Genomic DNA, 23,075 nt, shown 5'->3' with positions numbered 1-23,075 from the left:
TCTGAGCGATGAACAGAGAAGTTATGCTTCTCTGTTCATCGCTTGAATCAAGCTAGTTTCGCTTTTGATATTGACTAGATCATCAATTTTAATTGTTTAAAGAAATGATGCATATTGGTCGCCCATGTGCTCATATCCCGATGCGCAATCAGATAGGTATTGATCTGCGCTGTAGCTGAGTCGATGGGATGAATATTCACACTCTGGGCAAAATGGGATTGCTGGACATAACTCATCGGCAGGATGGCAAGACCAACATCCAAACTAACACAGCTAATAATGCCATCTAAGCTGCCCATTTCAATCACATTGGCCGCAGGCAAATAATGAGCAGATAAGAACTGATCAATAGCTTTGCGATAACTGCAGCCTTGCTTAAAAGCAATAAACTTCTTTTGCGTTAAATATTCGTTTGAGAGCTGTTGCGGTGCATGTTTTGAGGAAATTAGTACCAGTTGCTCCGTCCAGACATGCAAATTGAACAATCCTGCAATTGGCTCGTGATTCGCGACAAATGCACAGTCCAATTTAGATGCTGTGACTAAATCAATTAAGTCTCGGCTTGGTGCAGTGCTGAGCGCAAACGGAAAGTTTGACGCATGCTGTTGTAAATTGCGAAATAAAGAGGGTAGCCGAACTGCTGCCGTGGTTTCCATACTCCCGATTTCCAAAGGCAAATTGGCGGCAAGATGATGATTGGAAAAACTATCCAAGAGCTCTTTTTGTAGATGCAGCATTTTTTCAGCATAACCATACAGCTGCTGCCCAGCTCTGGTGGGTTGAATTGGGTTCTGCCGATGAAGCAATTCGACATTCAATTCTGTTTCCAGTTTTTTGATATGACTTGTGACATTCGATTGCACCGTATAAAGCGTTTTTGCCGCCTCAGAGAAACTCCCTAACTTCACCACCATCATAAAAATTTCTAAAGACTTAATCTGCATTTCCATCACTATTAGAGATAGTTGGTATCAATTCAAATCATTTTACATGATTAATATCTCTTGTTTAAATCTTATTGAATTTTTCAAGATGTAAAAATGATTCAAAATGAACACTTCTAAACTTCTATTTTTGATCTGTATTTTAAGTTGCTTTAGCTATGGACTTTATTTACTTGATTACAAATTTCTTGCCAAGGCTCCACCTCTAGAACACATGCGTCATAGCGACTAAGGTTTGGAATAAACACGTCATGACAGAACTAGGAAAAAACAGCAGCAGCTCACTACAATCAGCAATCTGTGCCGCACTGATTATGGCAATTGGTATGGGTTTCGGGCGCTTTGCTTTTACGGCAGTTTACCCACATATGATTGATGAAGGCATCATCAATTTACAGCATGCCAGCTTAGCTGCTTCAGCGAACTATGCAGGCTATTTATTTGGGGCTTTATTTGCGATCAAGATTAAATCCCAGCAGAGTTATCTCGGTAGCATTATTGCCACTTTGGGTACGGTAGTTTGTCTGATCCTACTCAGTTGTATTGACACGATTGGCCTAATCATCTTGATTCGTGGTTTGGCTGGGGTTTTTAGTGCTTTCGCCATGGTATCCGCCTCATTATGGTTGCTCGAACAGCAGAAACAAACACATCAAGCCCCTATTTTGTATGCAGGAGTTGGTCTCGGGATTGCCCTCTCTGCCGAGCTTTTGGTTTTTGGCACACATCTGAGTTGGCACAGCAAAATACTATGGTTATTGCTCGGTCTATCAAGTCTGGTCTTTAGCTGTATTGCAATGTTTGGTTTATCACAGGCTCAACAACCTAACGCTGTTTCAACTCAGCAGATCTTGAGTACAAATCGCAAAGCTCCCCATGCCTACGCCCTGATTCTGATTTATGCCTTGGCAGGCTTTGGCTATATTATCACGGCAACTTATTTACCTTTACTGGTCAAACAGGCCTTACCGAATATTGATGCAGCACAGATCTGGGCGATCTTCGGCTTGGGTGCGATCCCTTCCTGTTTTTTTTGGCATTATCTCCATGACAGACTTGGGACTCGAATCGCTTTATCTTCTAATCTGGGAGTACAGGCTGTCGGCGTTGTATTACCCATCATATTGCCAACCGCTTTGGGTTATCTGTTGAGTGCATTACTGGTGGGTGGAACCTTTATGGGAACGGTGACCATTGCCATGCCTGTGGCACAGCGTATCGCTCGCCAAGCACAAAGTAATTTAATTGCCTTAATGACCGTCGTCTATGGCTTGGGGCAGATCATTGGTCCAATGCTATCAAATGTATTATTTTCTATTTATCACACACTCAACAGTTCCTTGCTGGCGGCATGTTCTGCTTTATTAATTGCCACAGCGATCAGCCTAAAAGCGACGTAATTGAATGAGATAAGTTATGCACAGATTAATCTGAAAACATCTGCTTAAAGGCTTTCATCTGCTTGTATTGCTGTAACTCATCCAAGGAGTTAATGCTGTGACAAAACAGACTTTGCTTTTGAAAATGTACTACTTGGGCATTGAGCTGCTTGAAACAGTCTCGTAGGCTTAAACGATCCTCAGCAATGGCGTGCGCCAACACAGGCAAACTCTCTCGCTTTAGCAAACAAAATGGATATAAAGCATCTCCATTGATATTGACATAAGCCACTTGTGACTGCGGCTGCTTTTGCAAAGCACGATGCAGTTTGAGCACAACCTGATTGGGAATATAAGTCACATCACAGGGAATGAATAAAGCATAGTTGGCTTGCAAATGTGACCATGCACTTTTCATCCCCATCAACGGACCAAGGAAACCATTTTGGTCATCTATATAACATTGAATATCAGGTTCAATTTGTTTGTAAATCGAACGATCACGATGGCTATTTACCCAAAGCTGTTGTACCTCAGTCTTAAAATATTCGCAGATTTTTAACAGTTGAATCTGATCATCAAACTGTTGCAACAGCTTGTTCATACCATTCATCCTGCGAGCTTGCCCTCCCGCCAAGATCACCAGATCTGTAGCGGGATATTCGGTATTCATGCTTCTGCCTCCAATTGACAAGTTTTAATCAGACCACGAATTTCAGGTAAACAAGAACCACAATTGCCACCTGCTTTTAAACATGCCGTGACCTGCTTTTCATGCGTGATATTTTGCGTTTTAATGGCTTCGATAATCTTATTTTTACCCACTTTAAAACAACTACAGACCAATGGTCCATCGTTATTTGCAGCAGACATCGGCATCCCAGCCAGCAAAGCTTTACGATGCAATGCACTCAAACGCTCACGTTTAAACAGACTCGCCACCCAATCCCGATCTGGCAATAAATCCGCAGGTGCAATATAAAAACTGGCAATCAGAATCCCATCTTTTAAGATCACACTATGACTGAGCTGCGATGAAATATCCTCTAGACTTAACCATTCATAAGTTTCATCCACAAAAGGCAGGAAGCTTTTCAGATTCTTTTGGGTCTCATCGATACTGTGACGATCAGCAATTTCATAACGGATGGCTTTTGCAGTTTTGATTTTGGTCCACCACGCACAACGTTGCAAGGATGCTTTAATCTGATGTTCAAAGCCTTCACGGACATAGAGTACCCCTTGCCAAGTGGTATGGAATGGCTGAATGGCCACAGGGGTATGTTTAAACTCAGGTTCGCCTGAAATCGCATCCACCACAGGATTAACCACTTTGCCGATCCGCGCATCAGAGGCCACTTGCTCAGTCCAGTGAATCGGTGCAAAGATTTGACCACGACGCACCCCTTGCGCCAAGGTTACACGTAACACACAGCAGCCCCATTCCGAGCGGACTTCAACCAAAGCTTTATCACGAATACCAAATTTTAAAGCATCATTCGGGTGGATCTCGCAAAATGGTTCAGCACGATGTGTGGTGAGGTTTGCCGATAAACCGGTACGGGTCATGGTATGCCATTGATCACGAATCCGCCCCGTATTCAATACCAATGGATAATCTTCAGAGATCGCATGCACTGGATCGATGGCAACAGTGGGAATCAGTTTGGCTTTTTTATTTTGATGGCTAAAACGCCCCCGATCAAACAGCTGTTCAACCGCAACACTTTGCCCTTTCTCCCAGACTGGCCATTGGATTGGGCGCAGATGGTTATATTCATCAAGACTTAGATTCATTAAACCTTTTAAATTGAAATAACGGAAATTTTCAACTTGGTCTCGTTGGTCAACACTGGCATTTTGATAAGCCGATAAAGCCGCATGTTCATTAAAAATGTCACAGGCATTGCTAAACTCAAAACCAGTAAAACCGAGTTTTTTTGCAACTTCTGCCACCGCCCACCAATCCGCTTTGGCTTGCTTTGGCGGATTTAAAAAAGCACGTTGTCGTGAGATACGGCGTTCAGAATTAGTGACTGTGCCATCTTTTTCCCCCCAACCCAGCGCAGGTAACAATACATCTGCATAAGCCGTGGTATCGGTATCTGCACAAATATCTGAGACCACGACAAACGCGCATTTTTCCAATGCGCGTTTGACCTGATCTGCATCGGGTAAGCTCACCACAGGATTGGTTGCCATAATCCAGATCGCTTTGATTTTGCCACTTTCCACAGCTTGGAATAAATCCACTGCTTTTAAGCCTGCATTTTTGGCGATCACAGGGCTGTTCCAAAAACTTTGTACCAGATGTTGGTGCGAAGGATTATCTAAATCTAAATGTGCTGCCAGCATATTAGCGAGTCCACCGACCTCACGACCACCCATGGCATTGGGTTGACCCGTCATTGAAAATGGCGCTGCACCTAATTTACCAATTTTTCCAGTGAGTAAATGGCAGTTAATAATGCTATTGGCTTTATTCACCCCTTGAGAGGATTGATTAACCCCCATCGAAAATAAGGTGATCACCTTTTCTGTTTGCGCAAATTTATCAAAAAACAGCTGTAATTTTTCTGCGGATATTCCTGTGCGCTTCACTAAAGCATTAACATCTTGCTCACTTTCACTCGCTGCTAATAAAGCCTCCAAGCCCTCAGTGTAAGTCTCTACAAAATGATGGTCGGTGTAATCATGATGATAAAGATGCTGAAACAGGCCATTGAATAAAGCCACATCCTGACCGGGTAAAATCGGTAAATGTAAATCTGCTTGTTCGCAGGTACTGGTAAAACGAGGGTCGACCACCACCACAAACAAATCTGGATTCTTGCTCTTTGCTTGCATAATCCGTTGATACAGCACGGGATGACACCATGCGGTATTGGAACCAACTAAAACCACCATGTCAGTATGTTCAAAATCCTCATAGCTGGCTGGAACAATATCTTCACCAAAAGCACGTTTATGCGCTGCAACCGCAGATGACATACATAAGCGTGAATTGGTATCAATATTGGCAGTACCCAAATAGCCTTTAACAAACTTGTTCACCACATAATAATCTTCAGTCAATAACTGGCCTGAAACATAGAAAGCAACACTGCCTGCTCCATACTGGTCAATACAGGCTTGAAACTGATCTGCAATTTTCTCGATAGCTTGATCCCATGTCTTCACTTGACGATGGTTTTTACGACCAAACATCGGATGCAAGACACGAGTTTCCAAACCTAGGGTATCTGCTAAGTTACTACCTTTAATGCAGAGTCGTCCAAAGTTTGAAGGATGATTCATATCACCGGCGACTTGTACCGTCGTGCCATGCGTTTTATGTTGGACACTGACATCCACACCACAGCCCACGCCACAATAGGGACATGTTGTTTTTGTTATGTTTGTTTCTGCTTGATCGGAGCGACTGTGTTCTAAATTTTGAATACTGTTCATGACTGCCCCTTTTACCTAGTTAATCCGCTGAACTTTACACTCAACTAAAAAAATCATTCTGAGTTCTTCTCCAGTTTCAGCTTATGGATAAACTTTCTAAAACTAGATTTTCTCATCACACACTATCGTGATAGGCGGCATGGATGCCGTCTTGTAGAGCTGCGGTAGCAAGGATGTACCGTCAGCTCTACAAAGGATTTTTGTTACTTTTCATCCTTGAAAAGTAAGGCAATGCCTTTACAAAAATTAACTGCTCATACATTACATATGCGGCAATGCCATTCATCCTTAACCTATTCTTCTCGAATGGGGTCAGCTTTCACCCTGCCTTTTTCATTGCAAAATCCTTACCAAATAACAGCTTGTTTCTAAATGTTGAAACGGGTGTTTGATCTGCAATTAACTCGGCATACCACATGCCATCCTCCGTATCACCAAACAGAACCGCACCAATCACTTTGTCTTTTTGGATAATGATACGTTTATAAATTTGACGCTTATCATCATTGAGGATGATGTCTTCATAATCTTCTTTCGGTTCAAAATTCCCAGCAGAGAATACGTCGACACCACTGACTTTTAACTGCGTTGGTACCGTCGGTGATTTAAAGGTTAAGCTGCCATGTTCAGCCAAATGTGTTGCACAGATGAATGCTTGTCCCCATAACGGCTCAACTAGACCAAAGGTTTGATTACGATGTTCGATGCATTCGCCCACAGCATAGATACTTGGATCAAAGGTTTGCATGGTGTCATTGACTAAAATACCTCGGTTACAACGCAGTCCAGCACTTTGCGCTAAAGCAATATTCGGACGAATCCCAACAGCAAAAATCACCAAATCAGCATCCAACACAGTTCCATCTTTAAGTCGGACTTGACTGACGTGTCCCTCTTCGCCAATCAACGCTTCGGTATTGGCTTCCGTAATGATATTGATACCCTTTTGCTCAATACTATGGCGCAACATGCGGCTGGCACGACCATCCAACTGACGCTCCATAATACGATCCATCAGGTGTAGAACCGTCACATTCATACCACGTTGTTTCAAGCCATAGGCCGCTTCCAGACCCAACAAACCACCACCAATCACCACCGCATTCTTTTTGGTTTCGCAATATTTGATCATGGTGTTGACATCATAAATATCACGGAAGCTAATCACGCCTTTTAAATCCACACCTTGCACAGGTGGAATAAACGGCGATGAACCAGTTGCAATGATCAAACGATCATAATCGACGCTTTCGCCTTTCTCGGTATGTACCACTTTACGAGTACGATCAATTTTGATCGCAGGATCATCCGCAATGAATTGAATCCCTTTGTCGCGATACCATGCATGTGGATGCAGCATGATGTCATCAATGGTTTTTTCACCTGAAAGCACTGGCGATAGCATAATCCGGTTGTAATTGCCCCAAGGTTCCTCACCAATCACCGTCACATCATAGCGATCTGGCGCCATATCCAGTAAATCTTCTAGGCAACGCATCCCCGCTAGACCATTGCCAATCAGCACCAGTTTCAGCTTTTCTTGAGCGGCACCATTGTTGGTAATATAAGTCTTTTGCGGAACAGACCCGACCCAAACACGACCATTTTCAATTTTGGTTGGGAAAACCAAGAGCTTTTGATCTTTATCTTCCAAACAACGGCCCGTCGCTAAGCTGAAATGTTGTTTATAAATCGGCGATGCAATCACACGCTCACCTTGTAAATCACCAATGATGCCGCGACACATCACATTGGCTTGGCTGAACGGATCCTTATTGCTGAGCGCATAAATTCGCTTTTCATGCCCGACACGGAACAGTGCAACCGATTGACCTTCAATTAGTGCGCCTACGCCTGTGTTTGGTGTGATGTCATCCAACGCACATACCTCAACCCATTGATTTTCTGGCAGCATATCGATATTCTTTAAACTGGTCATTTGAGTTCTCCTTATGCTTCAACCATTGGGATACGATCGACTGAGCGTTCAGCGTCATTCAAAGGGCGAATCTGGTCACGTACTTGGGTAAATTGAATATGTGGATCAGCTTGCTGTTCTGCACTGGCATTGATATAGGTTTGGAAACGTTTCCGAATCTCAGGGTCTTCAACCGCAGTACGCCATTCATCTTGATAAGTGCCAATCACATGGCTCATACGGCTTTCCAGCTCTTCAGCCAATCCTAAGGAATCATCGACAATCACAGATTTGAGATAATCCAAACCGCCTTCCATATTGTCACGCCATACGCTGGTACGTTGTAAACGATCTGCGGTTTGAATATAGAACATAAAGAAACGGTCGATATAACGAATCAATGTTTCGGTATCAAGATCTGACGCCAATAGCTCGGCATGGCGTGGTTTCATACCGCCATTTCCACAGACATATAAGTTCCAGCCTTTCTCAGTGGCAATCACCCCAACATCTTTACCTTGGGCTTCGGCACATTCGCGGGTACAACCCGACACCGCCATTTTCAATTTATGTGGTGAACGTAAGCCTTTATAGCGATTCTCAAGTTCAATCGCCAAGCCAACAGAATCATCAACACCATAACGACACCATGTACTACCGACACAGGATTTCACGGTACGTAAGGATTTACCGTACGCATGGCCAGATTCAAAACCTGCGGCATTGAGTTCTTCCCAAATAAATGGTAACTGATGGATTTGTGCACCAAATAAGTCGACACGTTGTCCACCGGTAATTTTGGTATATAGGTTATATTTTTTGGCAATTTGACCAACAGCGATTAAGCCATCAGGTGTAACTTCCCCACCTGCCATACGCGGCACAACCGAGTATGAACCATCTTTTTGAATATTACCCAAGTAATAATCATTACTGTCTTGTAGACCCGCATGGCTTGGTTCCAGTACAAAATCATTCCAGCACGATGCCAAAATATTAGCCGCCATTGGCTTACAAATATCACAGCCTAAACCATGACCATGTTGATGAATCAAATCATCAAAAGTCTTGATTTCATTGACACGAACCAAGTGATAAATCTCTTGGCGTGAGTATGGGAAGTGTTCACAAACATGGTTATTCACCGTTACGCCTTGGCGTTGTAGCTCAGACTTCAACACTTGTGTGACTAAAGGTGCACAACCACCACAGGCTGTCGCTGCTTTGGTACATTTTTTCAAAGCACCCAAAGAGGTTGAACCATCACAAATCGCTTGGCAGATATCAGCTTTAGAAACGTTGTTACATGAACAAATGGTGGCACTATCAGGCAATAAATCGACACCACTGCCACCTGCTTTAGCGCCAGAATCAGCAAAGCCTGGCATGATCAAACTTTCAGGCGTTTCTGGTAGTGCCAGCCCATTCAGCATCATTTGTAGTAGGTCATTGTATTCTTTGGCATCACCGACCAAGACCGCACCGAGCAACTTGGTTTTATCTGCATCGACCACGATCTTTTTATAGACCAAGCTATCTTCATCGGCATAGAAATAGCTGAGTGAGTTTGGTGTCATGCCATGCGCATCACCGACAGAGGCAACATCAACCCCCATCAATTTCAACTTGGTGCTCATATCTGCACCCGCAAAACAATGGGTTTCTTCGGCTAGGATATGTTTTGCGGCAATACGTGCCATGTCATAACCTGGTGCGACCAGACCATAGATTTTATTATCCCACAGCGCACATTCACCAATCGCATAGATATGTTGATCTGAGGTTTGGCAATAATCATTGATTTTAATCCCGCCACGCTCACCCAATGCCAACCCACTGAGTCGTGCCAATTCATCACGTGGGCGAATACCTGCCGAGAATAAAATGATGTCTGTTTCCAGTTCGCTACCATCCGCAAACTTCATGACATGGGTTGCACTATCACCCGACTCAATACATTGTGTCGCTTTTTGGGTATGAACTTTGACCCCAAGATTTTCAATTTTACGGCGTAATACTTTACCGCCAAGATCATCAATTTGTACTGCCATCAAACGCGGAGCAAACTCCACTACATGCGTTTCCAGATTTAAATCACGCAGTGCTTTAGCCGCTTCAAGACCTAATAAGCCACCACCAATCACCACACCTGTTTTAGCATTTAAACTTGCAGCACGAATAGCGTCTAAATCCTCAATGGTACGATAGACAAAACAGTTTTCACGATCATTACCTGAGATCGGTGGAACAAAGGCATAAGAACCTGTAGCTAAGACCAGTTTGTCATAATGAATCACATCACCGAAATTGGTGGTCACTGTTTGCTCAGCTGCATTAATTTCCACCGCTTTGGTGTTCAGTCTGAGGTCAATACCATGTGCATCAGCGAAATCAAAACGTGCTAAGGATAAATCTTTGGCTGTTTTACCAGAGAAATATTCAGTCAAATGGACACGGTCATAGGCAATACGTGGTTCTTCAGCAAGGATGGTAATTTCTAGTTCATCATCAGCTTTCTCTAAGATGGCTTCGATGAATTTATGCCCCACCATACCGTGACCAATCATCACTAATTTCATTGTGTTTCTCCTCAAATCTAATCTTTGATTAAGCTGCGCTACTTTGTTCTGAACGACGTTCCAATACCGCCTGTTCAAACAGCTGTTGTTCTTTTTGTTTATGCTCTACCGAAAACCGAATGAGCATTACTGAGCTTGCAGCAATCACCACCAAGCCACCTAAAACCATTAAACAGGTTTGAAAATCGACCATTCCTTTTAGCAAGAATCCTGCTGCGACTGCACCGACATTGCCACCTGCACCAATAATGCCTGCCACACCACCGAGTGCTTCACGATCAATAAATGGAACCAAGGCATAAGTTGCGCCACATGCCATATGGGTAAACAGCGCAAAGATAGTCATACTGAGAATTGCAAGAACTGCACTGTTCATATGCGCGAATAGCATTAGGAAAAGTCCTTCACCCAAGATCAACAGAAACAAGATTTTGGTGCGACCATCCAAACCTTTTTTCAGTGCGACTTTGTCTGAAACAATACCGCCAAGCGCACGGGCAAACAGTGCTAACAAACCAAAAACCCCTGCTGCCAGTCCCGCTTCTTTTAAGCCAAAGTTGAAGTGTTCGACGTAATACATCGCAATGATGTTGTGCATGAAAATTTCGATACCAAAGCATGCCGCATAAGAGCAGAATAGAATCCAGACCCGATAGTTACGCGCTGCATGCATTAGGATTGCCAAGCCACCTTTTTTATCGCTTCCCACCACCACACCTTGCGCGCGCAGTTCTTTAAAATCGCCTTGTGGACAGTCTTGGGTCAGCTTCCAATAAAGCACACCAACGATCACCATCATCACACCGGGCACAAGTAATGCAATTCTCCAGCCCATGGCTTGTTCAACACCGAACATCACTAAGGCCGCTAACAGTAAAGGCATCAAGGCTTGTGTCGCACCACCACCTGCGTTACCCCAACCCGCTGAAGCGGCATTCGCAGTTCCAACAACATTAGAGGCAAACATGACGCTAGTATGGTATTGAGTGATGACAAAGCTGGCGCCAATTGCGCCAATCAATAAGCGGAAGAACAGAAAAGACTCATAACTGTTTGCTGCAGCAACACCAAATACGGGAATACTTCCAAGCAGGAGTAAAGCGGTGTAAGTTTTACGTGGGCCATATTTGTCACACAATGGGCCAACAATCAAACGAACCACAATCGTGATTGCGACAGCAGCAATGTTAATATTGGCAATCTGATCTTTGGTGAGATGAAACTCACCCGCAATCACGGGCATTAAAGGTGCACAAGCAAACCAAGCAAAGAAACACACGAAGAAAGCAAGCCAACTCATGTGGAATGCGCGCATCGCAGGTGCAGAAAAGTTGAATAACTTAATTGATGTGGCTTTTTTCGCCGATAAATCTAAAGACATTGCCATCTCCCATACTGAACGTATCTTGTGTTGTTGACACATCACGCTGTATCAACAAACCGATCAGATCGGACATCGTTGGCCGTCTTACAATTTTGCAAGTCATCTTTGACTCAGAAAATAAATAGCAATTGCTGTGCCAAGTATGATAATCAACCTAAAAAAACCATTAATCATTGTTTTATATCATATTTATATATTTTTAATTTATTAAGAAATATCATCAAGCGAGTTCTATCTGATACATTCAGTGCAACGCCCTGTTTTAAATCACAATCTGCACTGCTTCAAAACAACTCTTTTACGCACCAAAACAGTGCAATCCTTATTCTGAAATAGATAAATCCATTTTCTCCATTTCTTCTCTTCCTTCATAACGGTACAATAAAGCGCATAAACAATACGCCAATGGAGCGATTGCACCGAATAAGAAATCAAAACACGTTGACTGGCACTAATTTTGCTTCAAAAACAATACGCACAGCACTTTATATCTGTGCACAACCCATCGTTTGACCTAAATACTATGCCGAAACTCAAGATCGCACTTATTGATGACGACCAGGCTCGGGCTGAATACATAAAAAACTGTTTAATTGAACATGACTTTGATGTAGTTGCTTGTTTTACCCTCGATCATCTCAATATTTTTAAACTCGAACATCTTCAAGCGGACGTCATTCTGCTTGATATGGATCATCCTCATCGTGATGTGATTGAAAGTTGTGTCAGCAACTTTGACCTACCAACAGTCTTGTTTACCAAGAACACTGATAAAGACACCATTAAACAAGCCATTGATGCAGGGATTACCGCCTATATCGTCGATGGCATTGATCCCAGTCGCTTACACACCATTTTAGACATTTCGATTGAGCAATATAAAAAGCATAAAAAGCTGGAATGTGACCTCAAAGATGCCAAAACCAAACTTGCAGACCGTAAAGATGTTGAAAAAGCCAAAGTATTGCTGATGCAACTGCATGGCTTAAGCGAAGATACTGCTTTTCAATTACTCAGAAAAAATGCTATGAGCCATCGTATGACCATTGGAGAAATGGCTCGACGTTTACTGGATGCCCAACAGCTTTTAAATAATCAACTAAAGGATGAATAGATGAGCCATTTAGTCGAATTAAAGAAAGTAGAAAAAACCGAATTACAACTGGGCTATATTCCATTACTTGATTGTGTTGCATTACTCTGGGCTAAACAGCGTGGTTTTTTTGAAGAGGTCGGCTTAAATGTCAATTTAGTCAAAGAAGCATCTTGGGCCAGCCTACGTGATCGTTTAGCTTTTGGCTTACTCGATGCCGCGCATTGCCTGTCTGCCATGCTGCCAGCAGCAGCGGTCGGAACAGATCAAATCGGGATTCCACTGCAAACCCCGTTAGTGCTCAGTGAAAACCGTGCCTTTATCAGCTTAAGTCAAAAGCTCTGTTATGCACTGGATATTCAGAAACAAGATTCTGCGGAAAGTTCAGCCAAGAAGCTGACGGATTATATTCACCAGCACCAAAACGTCTCTTTAGCACATGTATTCCAACACTCGATTCATCACTATTGTCTGCGAGAATGGTTAGCCTTGGCCGATCCTAAACTGGCGCAATCCATTCAAATGAAAACCCTGCCGCCTCCTTACATGGTTGAAGCGATCAGTAACCATCTCATAGATGGATTTTGTGTCGGAGAACCGTGGAATACTCAAGCCGAGTTACAAGGTTTAAGTCACCTCGTCTGTTCGAGTCAGCACATTATTCCCAATGTTGCAGATAAAGTCTTAGCGGTCACGCAGGAATGGGCGCAACAACACCCAGATACCTTGATTGCCTTAACCAGCGCGATCATGAAAGCCCAACATGAATTGCGACTGCTGGATGATTTCAGTCCAGTATGGCAACTTCTGATTGAATTTGATGTGATTCAATTCGATTGCTCGCCAGAAGTCCATGTTGAAAAATACTTCACCATCCAAAATATCATTCGGAATTTTGTACAAGCTAGTGCCGAACCTAAAGCACAAGATTTTGAATGGCTGTTTCAACAAATGCAGAAATGGAATGGCTTCGCACTCGATGAAACGACTTATCGTGATCAGGCACAAAACTGTTTACTCGCTGAAACCTTTCAAGCAGCTTCGCTCCTGTCATAAAAGCAAAACTAAAAAAAAAAGCTGTCTTGACATAGCAAGACAGCTTTGAAAGACCCATAAGAGACTGCCCCAATCAAAAGCAAGCTCTTAAGTAGTGTTATCTTATTCAAAGCATGGATATCTTTTTCGGACATTTTTATGTCATTAACTGCCATCTCAAATGTGAAATTTCATCATTTCTGCCAACTGAATCATGCATATAAACGTTCAATCCATAATCACCAGAGTCAATACCATTCAAGGCAATATTTCATTTGCTTTTCTCTGGTTGTATAGTCGCTAACAGTGGATCTGCAGATTTTTTCAACTTTAAGTGGAACATCTGCAAAAAAATTATTAATACATGAAAAAACAATATGTTATTATTTTAAAGTCAGAAGATTTTTCTTATTTAGATACACAGTAACCTGTTTTTTTGCTGATATTTAATTCAGGTCAATCGATATAAATCTAAATCATTTGACTGCTGAGTTACACAATTCCCATGAACGAAATGGGGCAATTCAGTTTAAAATGTTTAAAAATTAAATTACGCTGAATTTTGTCATATTTTAACATTGCCAATTCCTTGCAAAGTTTTCATTATATGCAGCATGATTGGCATGCAAATTTCTTCATGGATTAAAACAAATTATAAAAAAATTGCAGAATTTTGTGCCATAATAAGCAAACTTTGCAGACATCTTGCAAAAAACTTTTGCAGATTTAGAATTGGAGCAGGCTGAATGAGCTCAACCATTTTGGTGATTCACGGACCGAATTTGAACTTGCTAGGAAAGCGCGAACCAGAGGTTTATGGTTATCTCACTTTGGATGATATTAACCAGCAACTCACTGCTCAAGCTCAACACGCATCACTTACACTTAATTCTTTTCAGAGTAACTGGGAAGGTGCGATTGTCGATCGCATTCATCAAGCACAAACCGAGGGTGTGAAATTTATTATCATCAACCCTGCTGCATTGACCCACACATCTGTTGCTTTACGCGATGCCCTACTTGGTGTCGCCATCCCATTTATTGAGGTTCATTTGTCAAATGTTCACGCCCGTGAATCATTCCGTCATCACTCATATTTATCAGATAAAGCCATTGGCGTAATTTGTGGCTTAGGTGCAAAGGGTTATTCCTTTGCTCTCGATTACGCTATCGAAAAAATTCAATCTTCTAACTAATTTTAAACACATTAGGAATGCTCACTCATGGATATCCGTAAAATCAAGAAACTCATCGATTTGATGATTGAATCTGACTTACAAGCGATTGAAGTTAAGGAAGGTGACCAATCCATCTCATTAACTCGTCCTACTCCTGTTTATGCAGCAGCGCCAGTTGCAGCAGCGCCAACCGCTTCTGCTCCAGCGCCAGCAGCAAAAACCCCTCGTGGTGCTGTTGAAACGTCTCCAATGGTTGGTGTGTTCTATGCAGCACCAAGTCCAGGCGAAGCGCCATTTGTAAATGTAGGTCAAACAGTTTCTGCGGGTGAAACATTGGGGATCATCGAAGCGATGAAAATCATGAACCCGATTGAAGCGACTAAGAGCGGTGTCATTGAAGAAATTTTAGTGAAAAATGGTGAAGTGATCCAATTCGGTCAACCACTTTTCCGCTACCGTGCCTAATTAGTCTGGGGATTCCTATGTTGCAAAAAGTATTAATTGCAAACCGTGGTGAAATCGCTTTACGAATTACTCGGGCTTGTAAAACTCTTGGCATTAAAACAGTGGGTATTTATTCAGATGCCGATAAAGATTTAATGCACTTACGCTTCGTTGATGAAGCAGTATGTATCGGACCGGGCGCAAGTAGTGAAAGCTATTTAAATATTCCTGCAATTATTACTGCTGCGGAAATTACTGGTGCGGATGCCATCCACCCTGGTTATGGCTTTTTATCTGAAAATGCTGAATTCGCTGAAATTGTAGAAAGCTCCGGCTTTATCTTCATTGGCCCACGTCCTGAACATATTCGCCTGATGGGGAATAAGGTTTCTGCGATTATCGCCATGAAAAAGTCAGGTGTACCCACTGTACCAGGTTGCGACCATGCAGTAACCATTCACAATGCGCTTGCTGAAGCCAAAGAAATTGGCTTCCCATTGATCGTCAAAGCTGCTTCTGGTGGCGGTGGTCGTGGAATGCGTATCGTAGAGCGTGTTGATACCCTGCTTGAATCTGTTCAAGCGGCACAACGTGATGCTGAAATGTGGTTCGGTGATGATACAGTCTATATGGAACGTTTTTTACAGAAACCACGCCATGTCGAAGTACAAGTTCTCGGTGATGGCAATGGTCATGCAATCCATTTATATGATCGCGACTGCTCTTTGCAACGACGTCACCAGAAAGTGCTAGAAGAAGCACCTGCTCCAAACTTACCAGAACAAGCACGTGCAGATATTCTTGAAGCCTGTGTCAATGCTTGTAAGTTAATGCAATATCGTGGTGCTGGAACATTCGAGTTTTTATTTGAAGACGGTGAATTCTTCTTTATCGAGATGAATACTCGTGTTCAGGTGGAACATCCTGTCACTGAGATGGTGACAGGTGTTGATATTATTGAACAGCAACTTCGTATTGCAGCTGGTTTAGGTCTAGAACTTGAACAAGAGCAAATCGAAGTTAAAGGTCATGCGATTGAATGCCGTATCAATGCTGAAGATCCAACCACCTTCTTGCCATCTCCAGGGAAAATTGAAAGTTTCTATGCACCTGGTGGCGCAGGAATCCGTTTGGACTCACATATTTATCAAGGCTATAACATTCCGCCTTACTATGATTCAATGATTGCAAAATTAATTGCGCATGGTAAAGATCGTGAAACCTCTTTGGCTCGTATGCGCCAAGCTTTAGATGAAATGATTCTAACCGGTATTAAGACCAATGTTCCATTGCATAAAGATCTGATCTTGAAGGATAAAAACTTCTGTGAACAGGCAATGGATATTCATTATCTTGAAAAACATTTGCTGAAACAGCTTGAACAACAAGCTGAAAAAGCCTAAATAAAAAAAGCCTCTTATTGAAGAGGCTTTTTTTATAACGCAATCAATTTAAGGTAAAACACGGCGTAGCGTTGCAAAGCATTTATCGCCTTTTTCACTGGCACAAAAATCGATGGTCGAATCATTCGCCCACTTCACGAAATATTGAGAAACCTCACCTGTTTGGTCTTGCTTTTGACCCGAACAGTCCATTTCATTATTGTCATATTTGATTTGTAAAATCAGTGCAGGTAATCGCTCTTTATGATCTTCAGATGGCTGATAGTCATATAAGCCATAAGACCATTCTTGCCCACTTTTAACCACAACATCGCTTGCGCCACGGAAATTATAGTACTCGACACATTTTTTATTGTTCGGAATTTCCATTCCCCACAACCCCATGATTTCTGGACGAGTAGTGACACGAATTGCATTCGCTTTGGCGATCTGCTGCGGTGTTATTGCTGCTTTGTCATTTACGACCGTCTCTGCCATAGTCCATGTTGAGCAAGCCCATAATAATCCAATAATATAAATATTTTTCATAGATTTAATTAAGTCGTCATCTTAACGGTGCATAGGCCTAAATTAGCATATTTTTGGATAAAAACATGCATTCATAACCATATAAACACAATATTTTTACCATATCATTTAATTGCTTAGTTTGGCATTTTTTCAGGTATGCTATTTTTCAACTTGTATGTAACTTTTTACTTTATAAAGATTTAGCTTTAGGGATAAAAGCCATGAAATTTTCAGAATATATACAGTACGATGGTCTTGGATTAGCCCAGCTGGTCAAAAACAAAGAGGTTCATCCTTCCGAGTTGCTTGAAATTGCATTGGAACGGAGCAATCAGGTCAATCCGAAACTGAATGCCATCATTATCCCAATGTACGAACAAGCCAAACGGCGAGCGCAACAAAACCTGACAGGTACATTTGCAGGTGTTCCATTTTTAGTTAAAGACCTATTTCAAGAATATCAAGGTGTGCCCACCTCTTATGGCAGTCAAGCACTCAAAAAAATCAATTACACACCAGACTTTAATGCAGAAATTGTCAATCGTTGGGAGCAAGCTGGAATTGTTAGCTTTGGTCGCACCAACACCCCCGAATTTGGTATTAAAGGGATTACAGAACCAGATGCTTGGGGTGCATGCCACAATCCATGGAATTTAAAACATAATAGCGGTGGTTCTTCAGGTGGTGCAGCGTCTGCCGTTGCAGCTGGGTTAGTACCAATTGCAGGTGCTGGCGATGGTGGTGGCTCAATTCGTATCCCAGCATCTTATTGTGGTTTATTTGGATTAAAGCCAAGTCGTGGACGTACACCGTGGGGACCACAATTTAGTGAAGCCATGCACGGCGCTGCTATGCAACATGTACTCAGCAAAACCGTGCGAGATAGTGCAGCCATGCTGGATGCAGTGCAAGGTCCTGAACAAACTTCATTATTTCGAATTGAAGCCCCTGAACAAAAATATTTAGATGTTATTCAGCAAGCCCCTAAGAAACTCCGCATTGCTTTCAATACCCAATCACCTATTGGCAGTAAGATTTCTAAAGACGCTATCCAAGCCGTGCAACGAACAGCGAAGTTGTTGGAATCATTGGGTCATATTGTGGTTGAAGATCGTCCGCAAATTGACGGGCTGGAACTGGCAAAAGATTTCGTCACCACATGGTTCAGTCAGTTCTCCTATATGCAGAAACAAATCAAACAAATGGCAGGCGCGACTGATCGTGATTTTGAACTCGATTCGATTGCTTTGGCCGCGTTTGGAGCGAAGACCACGGCAACAGAATATATTCATACCTTAAATAATTGGGGGCTATACAGTACCCAGATGAATATTTTCTTTGAAAATTATGACTTGTACCTCACCCCAACTACGGCTTCTGTCGCACCCAAAAATGGTGAAATCGCCACACCCGCTTGGCAGAAACCCATTCTAAAAGGCTTGCTCAAAGTTGGTAAAGCGCATTATCTGGCGCAAGGTAAACTGGTTGAGAAAATGGTGCAGGACAATTTAAGTTGGGTACCTTTTACCCAGCTCGCCAATGTAACAGGCCTACCTGCCATGTCAGTGCCATTATACTGGAATAAACATGGTATGCCACTCGGTAGCCAGTTTATTTCACCTTTTGGACGTGAAGACCGCTTGTTGCAACTTGCTGCTCAACTCGAACAAGCACAACCGTGGCTGCCACAATATAAGAATATCCAAATCTAGCTTAACTTTTGGCTGCTGTTTCCACGTGATTCGGCAGCCATACTACAAGCAACAAACCTAATAACACGGCAATACTGGCGCAGAAGAAAATCGTCGCACCTGAAAAAACTTGCCAATAGTGCCCTGCCAATAAACTTCCAGATGCCACCCCTAAGCCCCACATGGTGCTATACAATGCCTGTCCTCGGCCTTGCTGCTCGGGTGTAAAGTTTTGGAAAATCACTTTCATCGCAATCAGGTGGAACAGGCCAAAGCTAAAGGCATGCAAGCATTGAGCAAGCAATTGCCCAATATAATTGCTCTCCAAGATACCAACCAAGAACCAACGTAAACTGGTCAACACTAAGCAAATCACCACCAACGTCCGCCATGAAAAACAGGTAAAGAACAGCTTTTGTGCCACAGCAAACATGACGATTTCAGCAATCACCCCCATCGCCCATAAACTACCAATTTGTGTAGTGCTAAAGCCTATTTCTTTTAGATAGTTACTATAAAAGCTATAAAACGGCGCCAATGAAAACAGCAAAATAAATTCAATGCTAAAAAATGCCGCCACAATAGGTCGTTTTAAAATCGGCATTAGCGGTTCAAGTGTTTTTTGTGAACTTGGTGCATGCTCTGGTTCTTTGATACTAAATGACCAGAGGAAAGCCAGAAACGAAACAGAGAGCAGTAAGATTGGCAGCATTGAAATCGGAATGATTTCCAACAAAGCCCCTATGACAAATACCCCCACAATAAACCCGACTGAACCCCATTTACGTACTTTGCCATAGAGTTCTGCACGTTTTTCACCTAACCAAAATAGGGTCACGCCTTCAAACTGCGCCAAAATGGCATTTTGGAAGAAGCTGAAAATCAGCATCAATAAAGCCACTGATTGGAAGCTATTCGGGATGACGAAGATGGCAAACCAGATACAGGCTTCCATCCATGTCGCAATACGAACCAAAAGCATTCGTTTACCTGATTTATCGGCAATCCAGCCCCAAATCAGCGGTGCAAAAAAACGGGTAATAATCGCAATTGAAGAAAGAATGCCGATCTCTTGATAATTGAAACCTTGATCTTGTAGATACAAGTTCCAATACGGCATGAATGTCCCGACTATGGCGTAGTAGAAGAAGTAGAAACCTGCGAGTCTGGTATTGATGGTTAGTGATGGCATTGATTCATTTTATTCGTTGGCTAAACCTGAAATAACGGCTTATATCGTTCTATTTGAAGCTTCAACTCGCATTCAAACATATATGCTTTCGTCATTCATACTGGCTTGTATCCAAGCATCATACCCCTAAACTATCTCGAATAATTGATCCGATGAACATAAATCCGAATATAGAGCCTGCGTTCATTTCAATGTGAATAAAACTTCATCATTGTTATTTATTTTCGCATCCCACAAAACCATCTTTTGCGATGGCCCTAGCTCCAAAGTTTAAACTCTAAAAAAACTTTTTAAATCATATATTCATCAGAGTAAATCATGGTCTACGGTGATCCCAAGCCATGATCGGATAAGAAATCCATGACTCATGTAGCTTTTCTTCTTTCCAAACATTTAGCATTGCTTCCGATGCGGGAAATAAATTAGAGGGTAAGTCTGATAAGCTAAACCAAGCCCATTTATCAAAAATATCTGGTTCGGTGACCACAATTTGCGCTTTCATCTTGTTATTGTGCAACTGACACGACAGCCCTACCGTAGTATTTACAACGGGCGAAGACTGATTAATAAGTAGCGTAAATGGTTTAATATTCTGTTCTTCTAATTTTAAGCCTGTTTCTTCAAATACTTCTCTTAGCGCTGATTGTTCATACCTTTCACCAGCTTCAATTTTTCCACCAGGAAAACACCAAGAAGCCTCTTCACCCGCTTTAATACGCAAGCCCAACAAGACCTGATCTGCATCATCCAATATCATCACGCCAACACCGACTATCGGCGCTAAATTTAAACTCTCAATCATGATGTAATACCTTTTATCTGGACGAAGTTATTTGAGATCCTATACAGAATATCAGCACTATTATGGCGACTTACGATTGCAGTAATAATACTAACTGAAAAGAACACCTCAATATAATTTTCCCATCATAAAAAATAGCATTCAAGCTAGATCTGCTAACCCGTTTTCATCACCAATCTGGTAACCCCATTCACAATCATATCAATTGCAATTGTGCCAATAAGCAATGCCGCCAACCGGCCAACAATGTCAAAATAACGATCAATATATTTAGCATGCTTATAACGCAAATGATCATGCGAGAGTTTCATCACGATTAATACACTACATGTTAAAAAAAGCGTACATGCAATCACAATTGCTGCTTCAGCCATTGACATGCTCATGCCTGTTACAACGGCAGCACTGATTGTTCCAGGGCCAATCATAAAAGGCATAGCCACTGTACCCGCTAAATGCTCTGGAGCACCTCGCATTTCGCCAATCGTATCCGCCCCTTGGAAAACATAGCGATAGCCAATGACCAAAAAAATAAGGCCACCAAATATCTGGAACGATTCAAATCGTACATTTAAATACTTACTAAAAATTGCCTCTCCTCCCCAAGCAAAAAGTATAAACACAACATAAGCAATCAACCCACCTTGTATCAGTGCACGATTAAATATTTTGGTCTCTGTATGTCGAATCAATCCAATCATATAAATACTCATCAGAAATGGATTCAACAATGAGAAAAATAAGAGAAATGTGCTCAGATAAGAAGAGGTCATCGCCCCACACTCCAATGCGTCTTCAAGAGGTTAATCAACTTTCTACGGAAGATTGAGTCCATACAGTTGTTTGCAAGTGATTAAAAGTTATAAACAAACATGACATTCAGCAGCTTGTTCCACTGACCATCATCGCCGCCCGCTAATGAGTTTGCAGTTCCCCCAATAAATGGGTCATTTTTACTGATGATATATTCTGAATAAAGCGAAATTTGCTTATAATTCCAAGCTGCGCCGATGATATTACGTTGAGAGCTTTTATAATTCTGCTCATCTTTATCCAATCCACTTAAGACCACATAAGGCGTAATATTCAGGCCATTTATGACATCTTTAAAAGTATAATTCACATCCACGGAATAAAAAGTGCCACTATTTGCAATGTTGTACGCAGTATCAAATGAACCAAATGTGGAGTAATTAGAGATTACATCCTTGTTATCAATTTTGATCTGTCCAGCAGTCAGGGTTATTCCCAGGTTCTGATAGTTGAGCGAATTAAATAATGACCAAGCTTTACGATTGCCGTCTTTATGATTCTGTTGATTCTCAAGTGTTGAATACCAATAACTTCCGCCAACAGCCATATCTAAGTCATCATTATTGAAAAAGCTAAGCTCTTGTTTGGCTCTCATTACAAACATATTTTTTTCTTTTAAACTTGTCATTTCAGAATCATTGGTTTTCACCATATTTGCGGAATAACGAGCCGTATCTTTATCTGCGGTCCCAGTATAATGACCACCATCGCGAGAAAAGTATGCTAAATCAATCTTAGTGGCTGAAGGTAATTCAGTATGATAATTAATCCCTAGATTGAGTACATCTTGAAGCCCCATTGTATAATTGAGTCCTGCATAAAAGCTGCTATCCCAAAACCGACTAGGACCAAAAGGTACAGGCTGTAAGCCCAGTGTAATGTGATCTGTACTGTTTAAACGATAACCCGCATAGGCCGACACTAAGGTTGAAAAGTCACATAATTCAGACCATTGATAACAACGCCACTGTACACTCCCAAATACTTTAGGTGATTCATAAGCGATATTCACAATCGCAGCATCAAACTTAATACTATTATCCGAGTCAATATTTGGACCATAATCTTTATAATTATATTTGGCTCGCAATGCACCTGAAACCGTCACAGCACCTGTATCAGTTTTTGGGTCACCTAAAGTCATTGCGGCAAAACTAGGAAGTGTCACCCCAGCTGCAAATAATCCTACACTTAACTTGCTAAATACGGTATGCATTCATATCTCCTTGTATAGATGTTGGAGAGAAATCTGTGGTTATT

18 protein-coding genes are annotated in these 23,075 nt (G+C 42.0%); 7 read left to right on the top strand and 11 right to left on the bottom strand.

Annotation, left to right across the window (positions count from 1 at the left end; translation table 11 throughout):
* Positions 1–74 precede the first annotated feature (74 nt).
* Entirely contained in the window at positions 75–950 is an 876-nt protein-coding gene (locus NG55_RS16380) for a LysR family transcriptional regulator (RefSeq protein ID WP_065343829.1), read from the bottom strand.
* A 245-nt stretch (positions 951–1,195) separates the two neighbouring features.
* Between NG55_RS16380 and NG55_RS16375 the strand changes: the two genes are divergently transcribed.
* Positions 1,196–2,344, top strand: a complete 1,149-nt coding sequence (locus NG55_RS16375) for a YbfB/YjiJ family MFS transporter (RefSeq protein WP_065343828.1) — start codon at positions 1,196–1,198, stop codon at positions 2,342–2,344.
* Between the two features lie 25 nt (positions 2,345–2,369).
* On the opposite strand, the gene mobA is transcribed toward NG55_RS16375, so the two are convergent.
* From mobA to NG55_RS16350, 5 genes are all read right to left on the bottom strand, one after another.
* Positions 2,370–2,996, bottom strand: coding sequence for a molybdenum cofactor guanylyltransferase (mobA, locus tag NG55_RS16370; protein ID WP_065343827.1), 627 nt, complete (start codon positions 2,994–2,996; stop codon positions 2,370–2,372).
* Complete coding sequence (locus NG55_RS16365) at positions 2,993–5,773, bottom strand: nitrate reductase (RefSeq protein WP_065343826.1); 2,781 nt, start codon at positions 5,771–5,773, stop codon at positions 2,993–2,995. The genes mobA and NG55_RS16365 overlap by 4 nt, the downstream gene beginning before the upstream one ends.
* Positions 5,774–6,092: 319 nt before the next feature.
* Positions 6,093–7,712 carry a nitrite reductase small subunit NirD gene (nirD, locus tag NG55_RS16360; RefSeq protein ID WP_016540319.1) on the bottom strand — a complete coding sequence of 540 codons (1,620 nt, stop codon included), beginning with the start codon at positions 7,710–7,712 and terminating at the stop codon, positions 6,093–6,095.
* Between the two features lie 11 nt (positions 7,713–7,723).
* A complete protein-coding gene (gene nirB, locus NG55_RS16355) occupies positions 7,724–10,270 on the bottom strand; it encodes a nitrite reductase large subunit NirB (RefSeq protein WP_065343825.1) in 2,547 nt (848 codons plus the stop codon).
* A 28-nt stretch (positions 10,271–10,298) separates the two neighbouring features.
* A complete protein-coding gene (locus NG55_RS16350) occupies positions 10,299–11,651 on the bottom strand; it encodes an MFS transporter (protein WP_065343824.1) in 1,353 nt (450 codons plus the stop codon).
* 526 nt (positions 11,652–12,177) lie between these two features.
* Between NG55_RS16350 and NG55_RS16345 the strand changes: the two genes are divergently transcribed.
* The 5 genes from NG55_RS16345 (at position 12,178) to accC (ending at position 16,807) form a co-directional block, all read left to right on the top strand.
* Complete coding sequence (locus tag NG55_RS16345) at positions 12,178–12,768, top strand: ANTAR domain-containing response regulator (RefSeq protein ID WP_016540322.1); 591 nt, start codon at positions 12,178–12,180, stop codon at positions 12,766–12,768.
* Positions 12,769–13,803 (top strand): ABC transporter substrate-binding protein, encoded by a 1,035-nt coding sequence (locus tag NG55_RS16340; RefSeq protein ID WP_065343823.1) that lies wholly within the window; start codon positions 12,769–12,771, stop codon positions 13,801–13,803.
* A gap of 725 nt (positions 13,804–14,528) precedes the next feature.
* The gene (gene aroQ / locus NG55_RS16335; RefSeq protein WP_065343822.1) at positions 14,529–14,978 is read left to right on the top strand and encodes a type II 3-dehydroquinate dehydratase; all 450 of its coding nucleotides are present in this window, start codon (positions 14,529–14,531) and stop codon (positions 14,976–14,978) included.
* Between the two features lie 27 nt (positions 14,979–15,005).
* Entirely contained in the window at positions 15,006–15,425 is a 420-nt protein-coding gene (gene accB, locus NG55_RS16330; protein WP_016540325.1) for an acetyl-CoA carboxylase biotin carboxyl carrier protein, read from the top strand.
* Positions 15,426–15,442: 17 nt separating this feature from the next.
* On the top strand, positions 15,443–16,807 hold the full coding sequence (accC, locus tag NG55_RS16325) for an acetyl-CoA carboxylase biotin carboxylase subunit (protein ID WP_016540326.1): 1,365 nt from the start codon (positions 15,443–15,445) through the stop codon (positions 16,805–16,807).
* A 48-nt stretch (positions 16,808–16,855) separates the two neighbouring features.
* On the opposite strand, the gene NG55_RS16320 is transcribed toward accC, so the two are convergent.
* Positions 16,856–17,335, bottom strand: a complete 480-nt coding sequence (locus tag NG55_RS16320; protein WP_065343821.1) for a hypothetical protein — start codon at positions 17,333–17,335, stop codon at positions 16,856–16,858.
* Positions 17,336–17,538: 203 nt separating this feature from the next.
* On the opposite strand from NG55_RS16320, the gene NG55_RS16315 reads away from it, so the two are divergent.
* Complete coding sequence (locus tag NG55_RS16315) at positions 17,539–19,029, top strand: amidase (protein WP_065343820.1); 1,491 nt, start codon at positions 17,539–17,541, stop codon at positions 19,027–19,029.
* 1 nt (position 19,030) lies between these two features.
* Here NG55_RS16315 and NG55_RS16310 read toward each other — a convergent pair whose 3' ends face one another.
* The 4 genes from NG55_RS16310 to NG55_RS16295 all read right to left on the bottom strand — a co-directional run bounded on the left by NG55_RS16310 (position 19,031) and on the right by NG55_RS16295 (position 23,031).
* Positions 19,031–20,200 (bottom strand): MFS transporter, encoded by a 1,170-nt coding sequence (locus NG55_RS16310; protein ID WP_081409012.1) that lies wholly within the window; start codon positions 20,198–20,200, stop codon positions 19,031–19,033.
* A gap of 316 nt (positions 20,201–20,516) precedes the next feature.
* A complete protein-coding gene (locus tag NG55_RS16305) occupies positions 20,517–21,002 on the bottom strand; it encodes a nucleotide triphosphate diphosphatase NUDT15 (protein WP_171257994.1) in 486 nt (161 codons plus the stop codon).
* Positions 21,003–21,157: 155 nt separating this feature from the next.
* A complete protein-coding gene (locus NG55_RS16300) occupies positions 21,158–21,775 on the bottom strand; it encodes a MarC family protein (RefSeq protein WP_065343817.1) in 618 nt (205 codons plus the stop codon).
* Between the two features lie 80 nt (positions 21,776–21,855).
* A complete protein-coding gene (locus NG55_RS16295; RefSeq protein WP_065343816.1) occupies positions 21,856–23,031 on the bottom strand; it encodes a hypothetical protein in 1,176 nt (391 codons plus the stop codon).
* Between the last annotated feature and the right edge of the window lie 44 nt (positions 23,032–23,075).

Origin of the sequence: Acinetobacter gyllenbergii (assembly GCF_001682515.1) — a bacterium.
In the GTDB taxonomy this organism is placed as follows: Bacteria; Pseudomonadota; Gammaproteobacteria; order Pseudomonadales; family Moraxellaceae; genus Acinetobacter; species Acinetobacter gyllenbergii.
The sequence above is the reverse complement of the archived record's forward strand: the minus strand, read 5'-3'. Positions and strand labels throughout refer to the sequence as shown.

What these genes read in the sequence shown, in the direction of transcription:
- NG55_RS16375 (WP_065343828.1), top strand. Translation starts at nt 1,196, where the DNA reads ATGACAGAACTAGGAAAAAACAGCAGCAGCTCACTACAATCAGCAATC.
- nirD (WP_016540319.1), bottom strand. Translation starts at nt 7,712, where the DNA reads ATGACCAGTTTAAAGAATATCGATATGCTGCCAGAAAATCAATGGGTT.
- NG55_RS16295 (WP_065343816.1), bottom strand. Translation starts at nt 23,031, where the DNA reads ATGCATACCGTATTTAGCAAGTTAAGTGTAGGATTATTTGCAGCTGGG.
- mobA (WP_065343827.1), bottom strand. Translation starts at nt 2,996, where the DNA reads ATGAATACCGAATATCCCGCTACAGATCTGGTGATCTTGGCGGGAGGG.
- NG55_RS16340 (WP_065343823.1), top strand. Translation starts at nt 12,769, where the DNA reads ATGAGCCATTTAGTCGAATTAAAGAAAGTAGAAAAAACCGAATTACAA.
- NG55_RS16305 (WP_171257994.1), bottom strand. Translation starts at nt 21,002, where the DNA reads ATGATTGAGAGTTTAAATTTAGCGCCGATAGTCGGTGTTGGCGTGATG.
- NG55_RS16320 (WP_065343821.1), bottom strand. Translation starts at nt 17,335, where the DNA reads ATGAAAAATATTTATATTATTGGATTATTATGGGCTTGCTCAACATGG.
- NG55_RS16365 (WP_065343826.1), bottom strand. Translation starts at nt 5,773, where the DNA reads ATGAACAGTATTCAAAATTTAGAACACAGTCGCTCCGATCAAGCAGAA.
- accC (WP_016540326.1), top strand. Translation starts at nt 15,443, where the DNA reads ATGTTGCAAAAAGTATTAATTGCAAACCGTGGTGAAATCGCTTTACGA.
- aroQ (WP_065343822.1), top strand. Translation starts at nt 14,529, where the DNA reads ATGAGCTCAACCATTTTGGTGATTCACGGACCGAATTTGAACTTGCTA.
- NG55_RS16380 (WP_065343829.1), bottom strand. Translation starts at nt 950, where the DNA reads ATGGAAATGCAGATTAAGTCTTTAGAAATTTTTATGATGGTGGTGAAG.
- nirB (WP_065343825.1), bottom strand. Translation starts at nt 10,270, where the DNA reads ATGAAATTAGTGATGATTGGTCACGGTATGGTGGGGCATAAATTCATC.
- NG55_RS16315 (WP_065343820.1), top strand. Translation starts at nt 17,539, where the DNA reads ATGAAATTTTCAGAATATATACAGTACGATGGTCTTGGATTAGCCCAG.
- NG55_RS16350 (WP_065343824.1), bottom strand. Translation starts at nt 11,651, where the DNA reads ATGTCTTTAGATTTATCGGCGAAAAAAGCCACATCAATTAAGTTATTC.
- accB (WP_016540325.1), top strand. Translation starts at nt 15,006, where the DNA reads ATGGATATCCGTAAAATCAAGAAACTCATCGATTTGATGATTGAATCT.
- NG55_RS16310 (WP_081409012.1), bottom strand. Translation starts at nt 20,200, where the DNA reads ATGCCATCACTAACCATCAATACCAGACTCGCAGGTTTCTACTTCTTC.
- NG55_RS16345 (WP_016540322.1), top strand. Translation starts at nt 12,178, where the DNA reads ATGCCGAAACTCAAGATCGCACTTATTGATGACGACCAGGCTCGGGCT.
- NG55_RS16300 (WP_065343817.1), bottom strand. Translation starts at nt 21,775, where the DNA reads ATGACCTCTTCTTATCTGAGCACATTTCTCTTATTTTTCTCATTGTTG.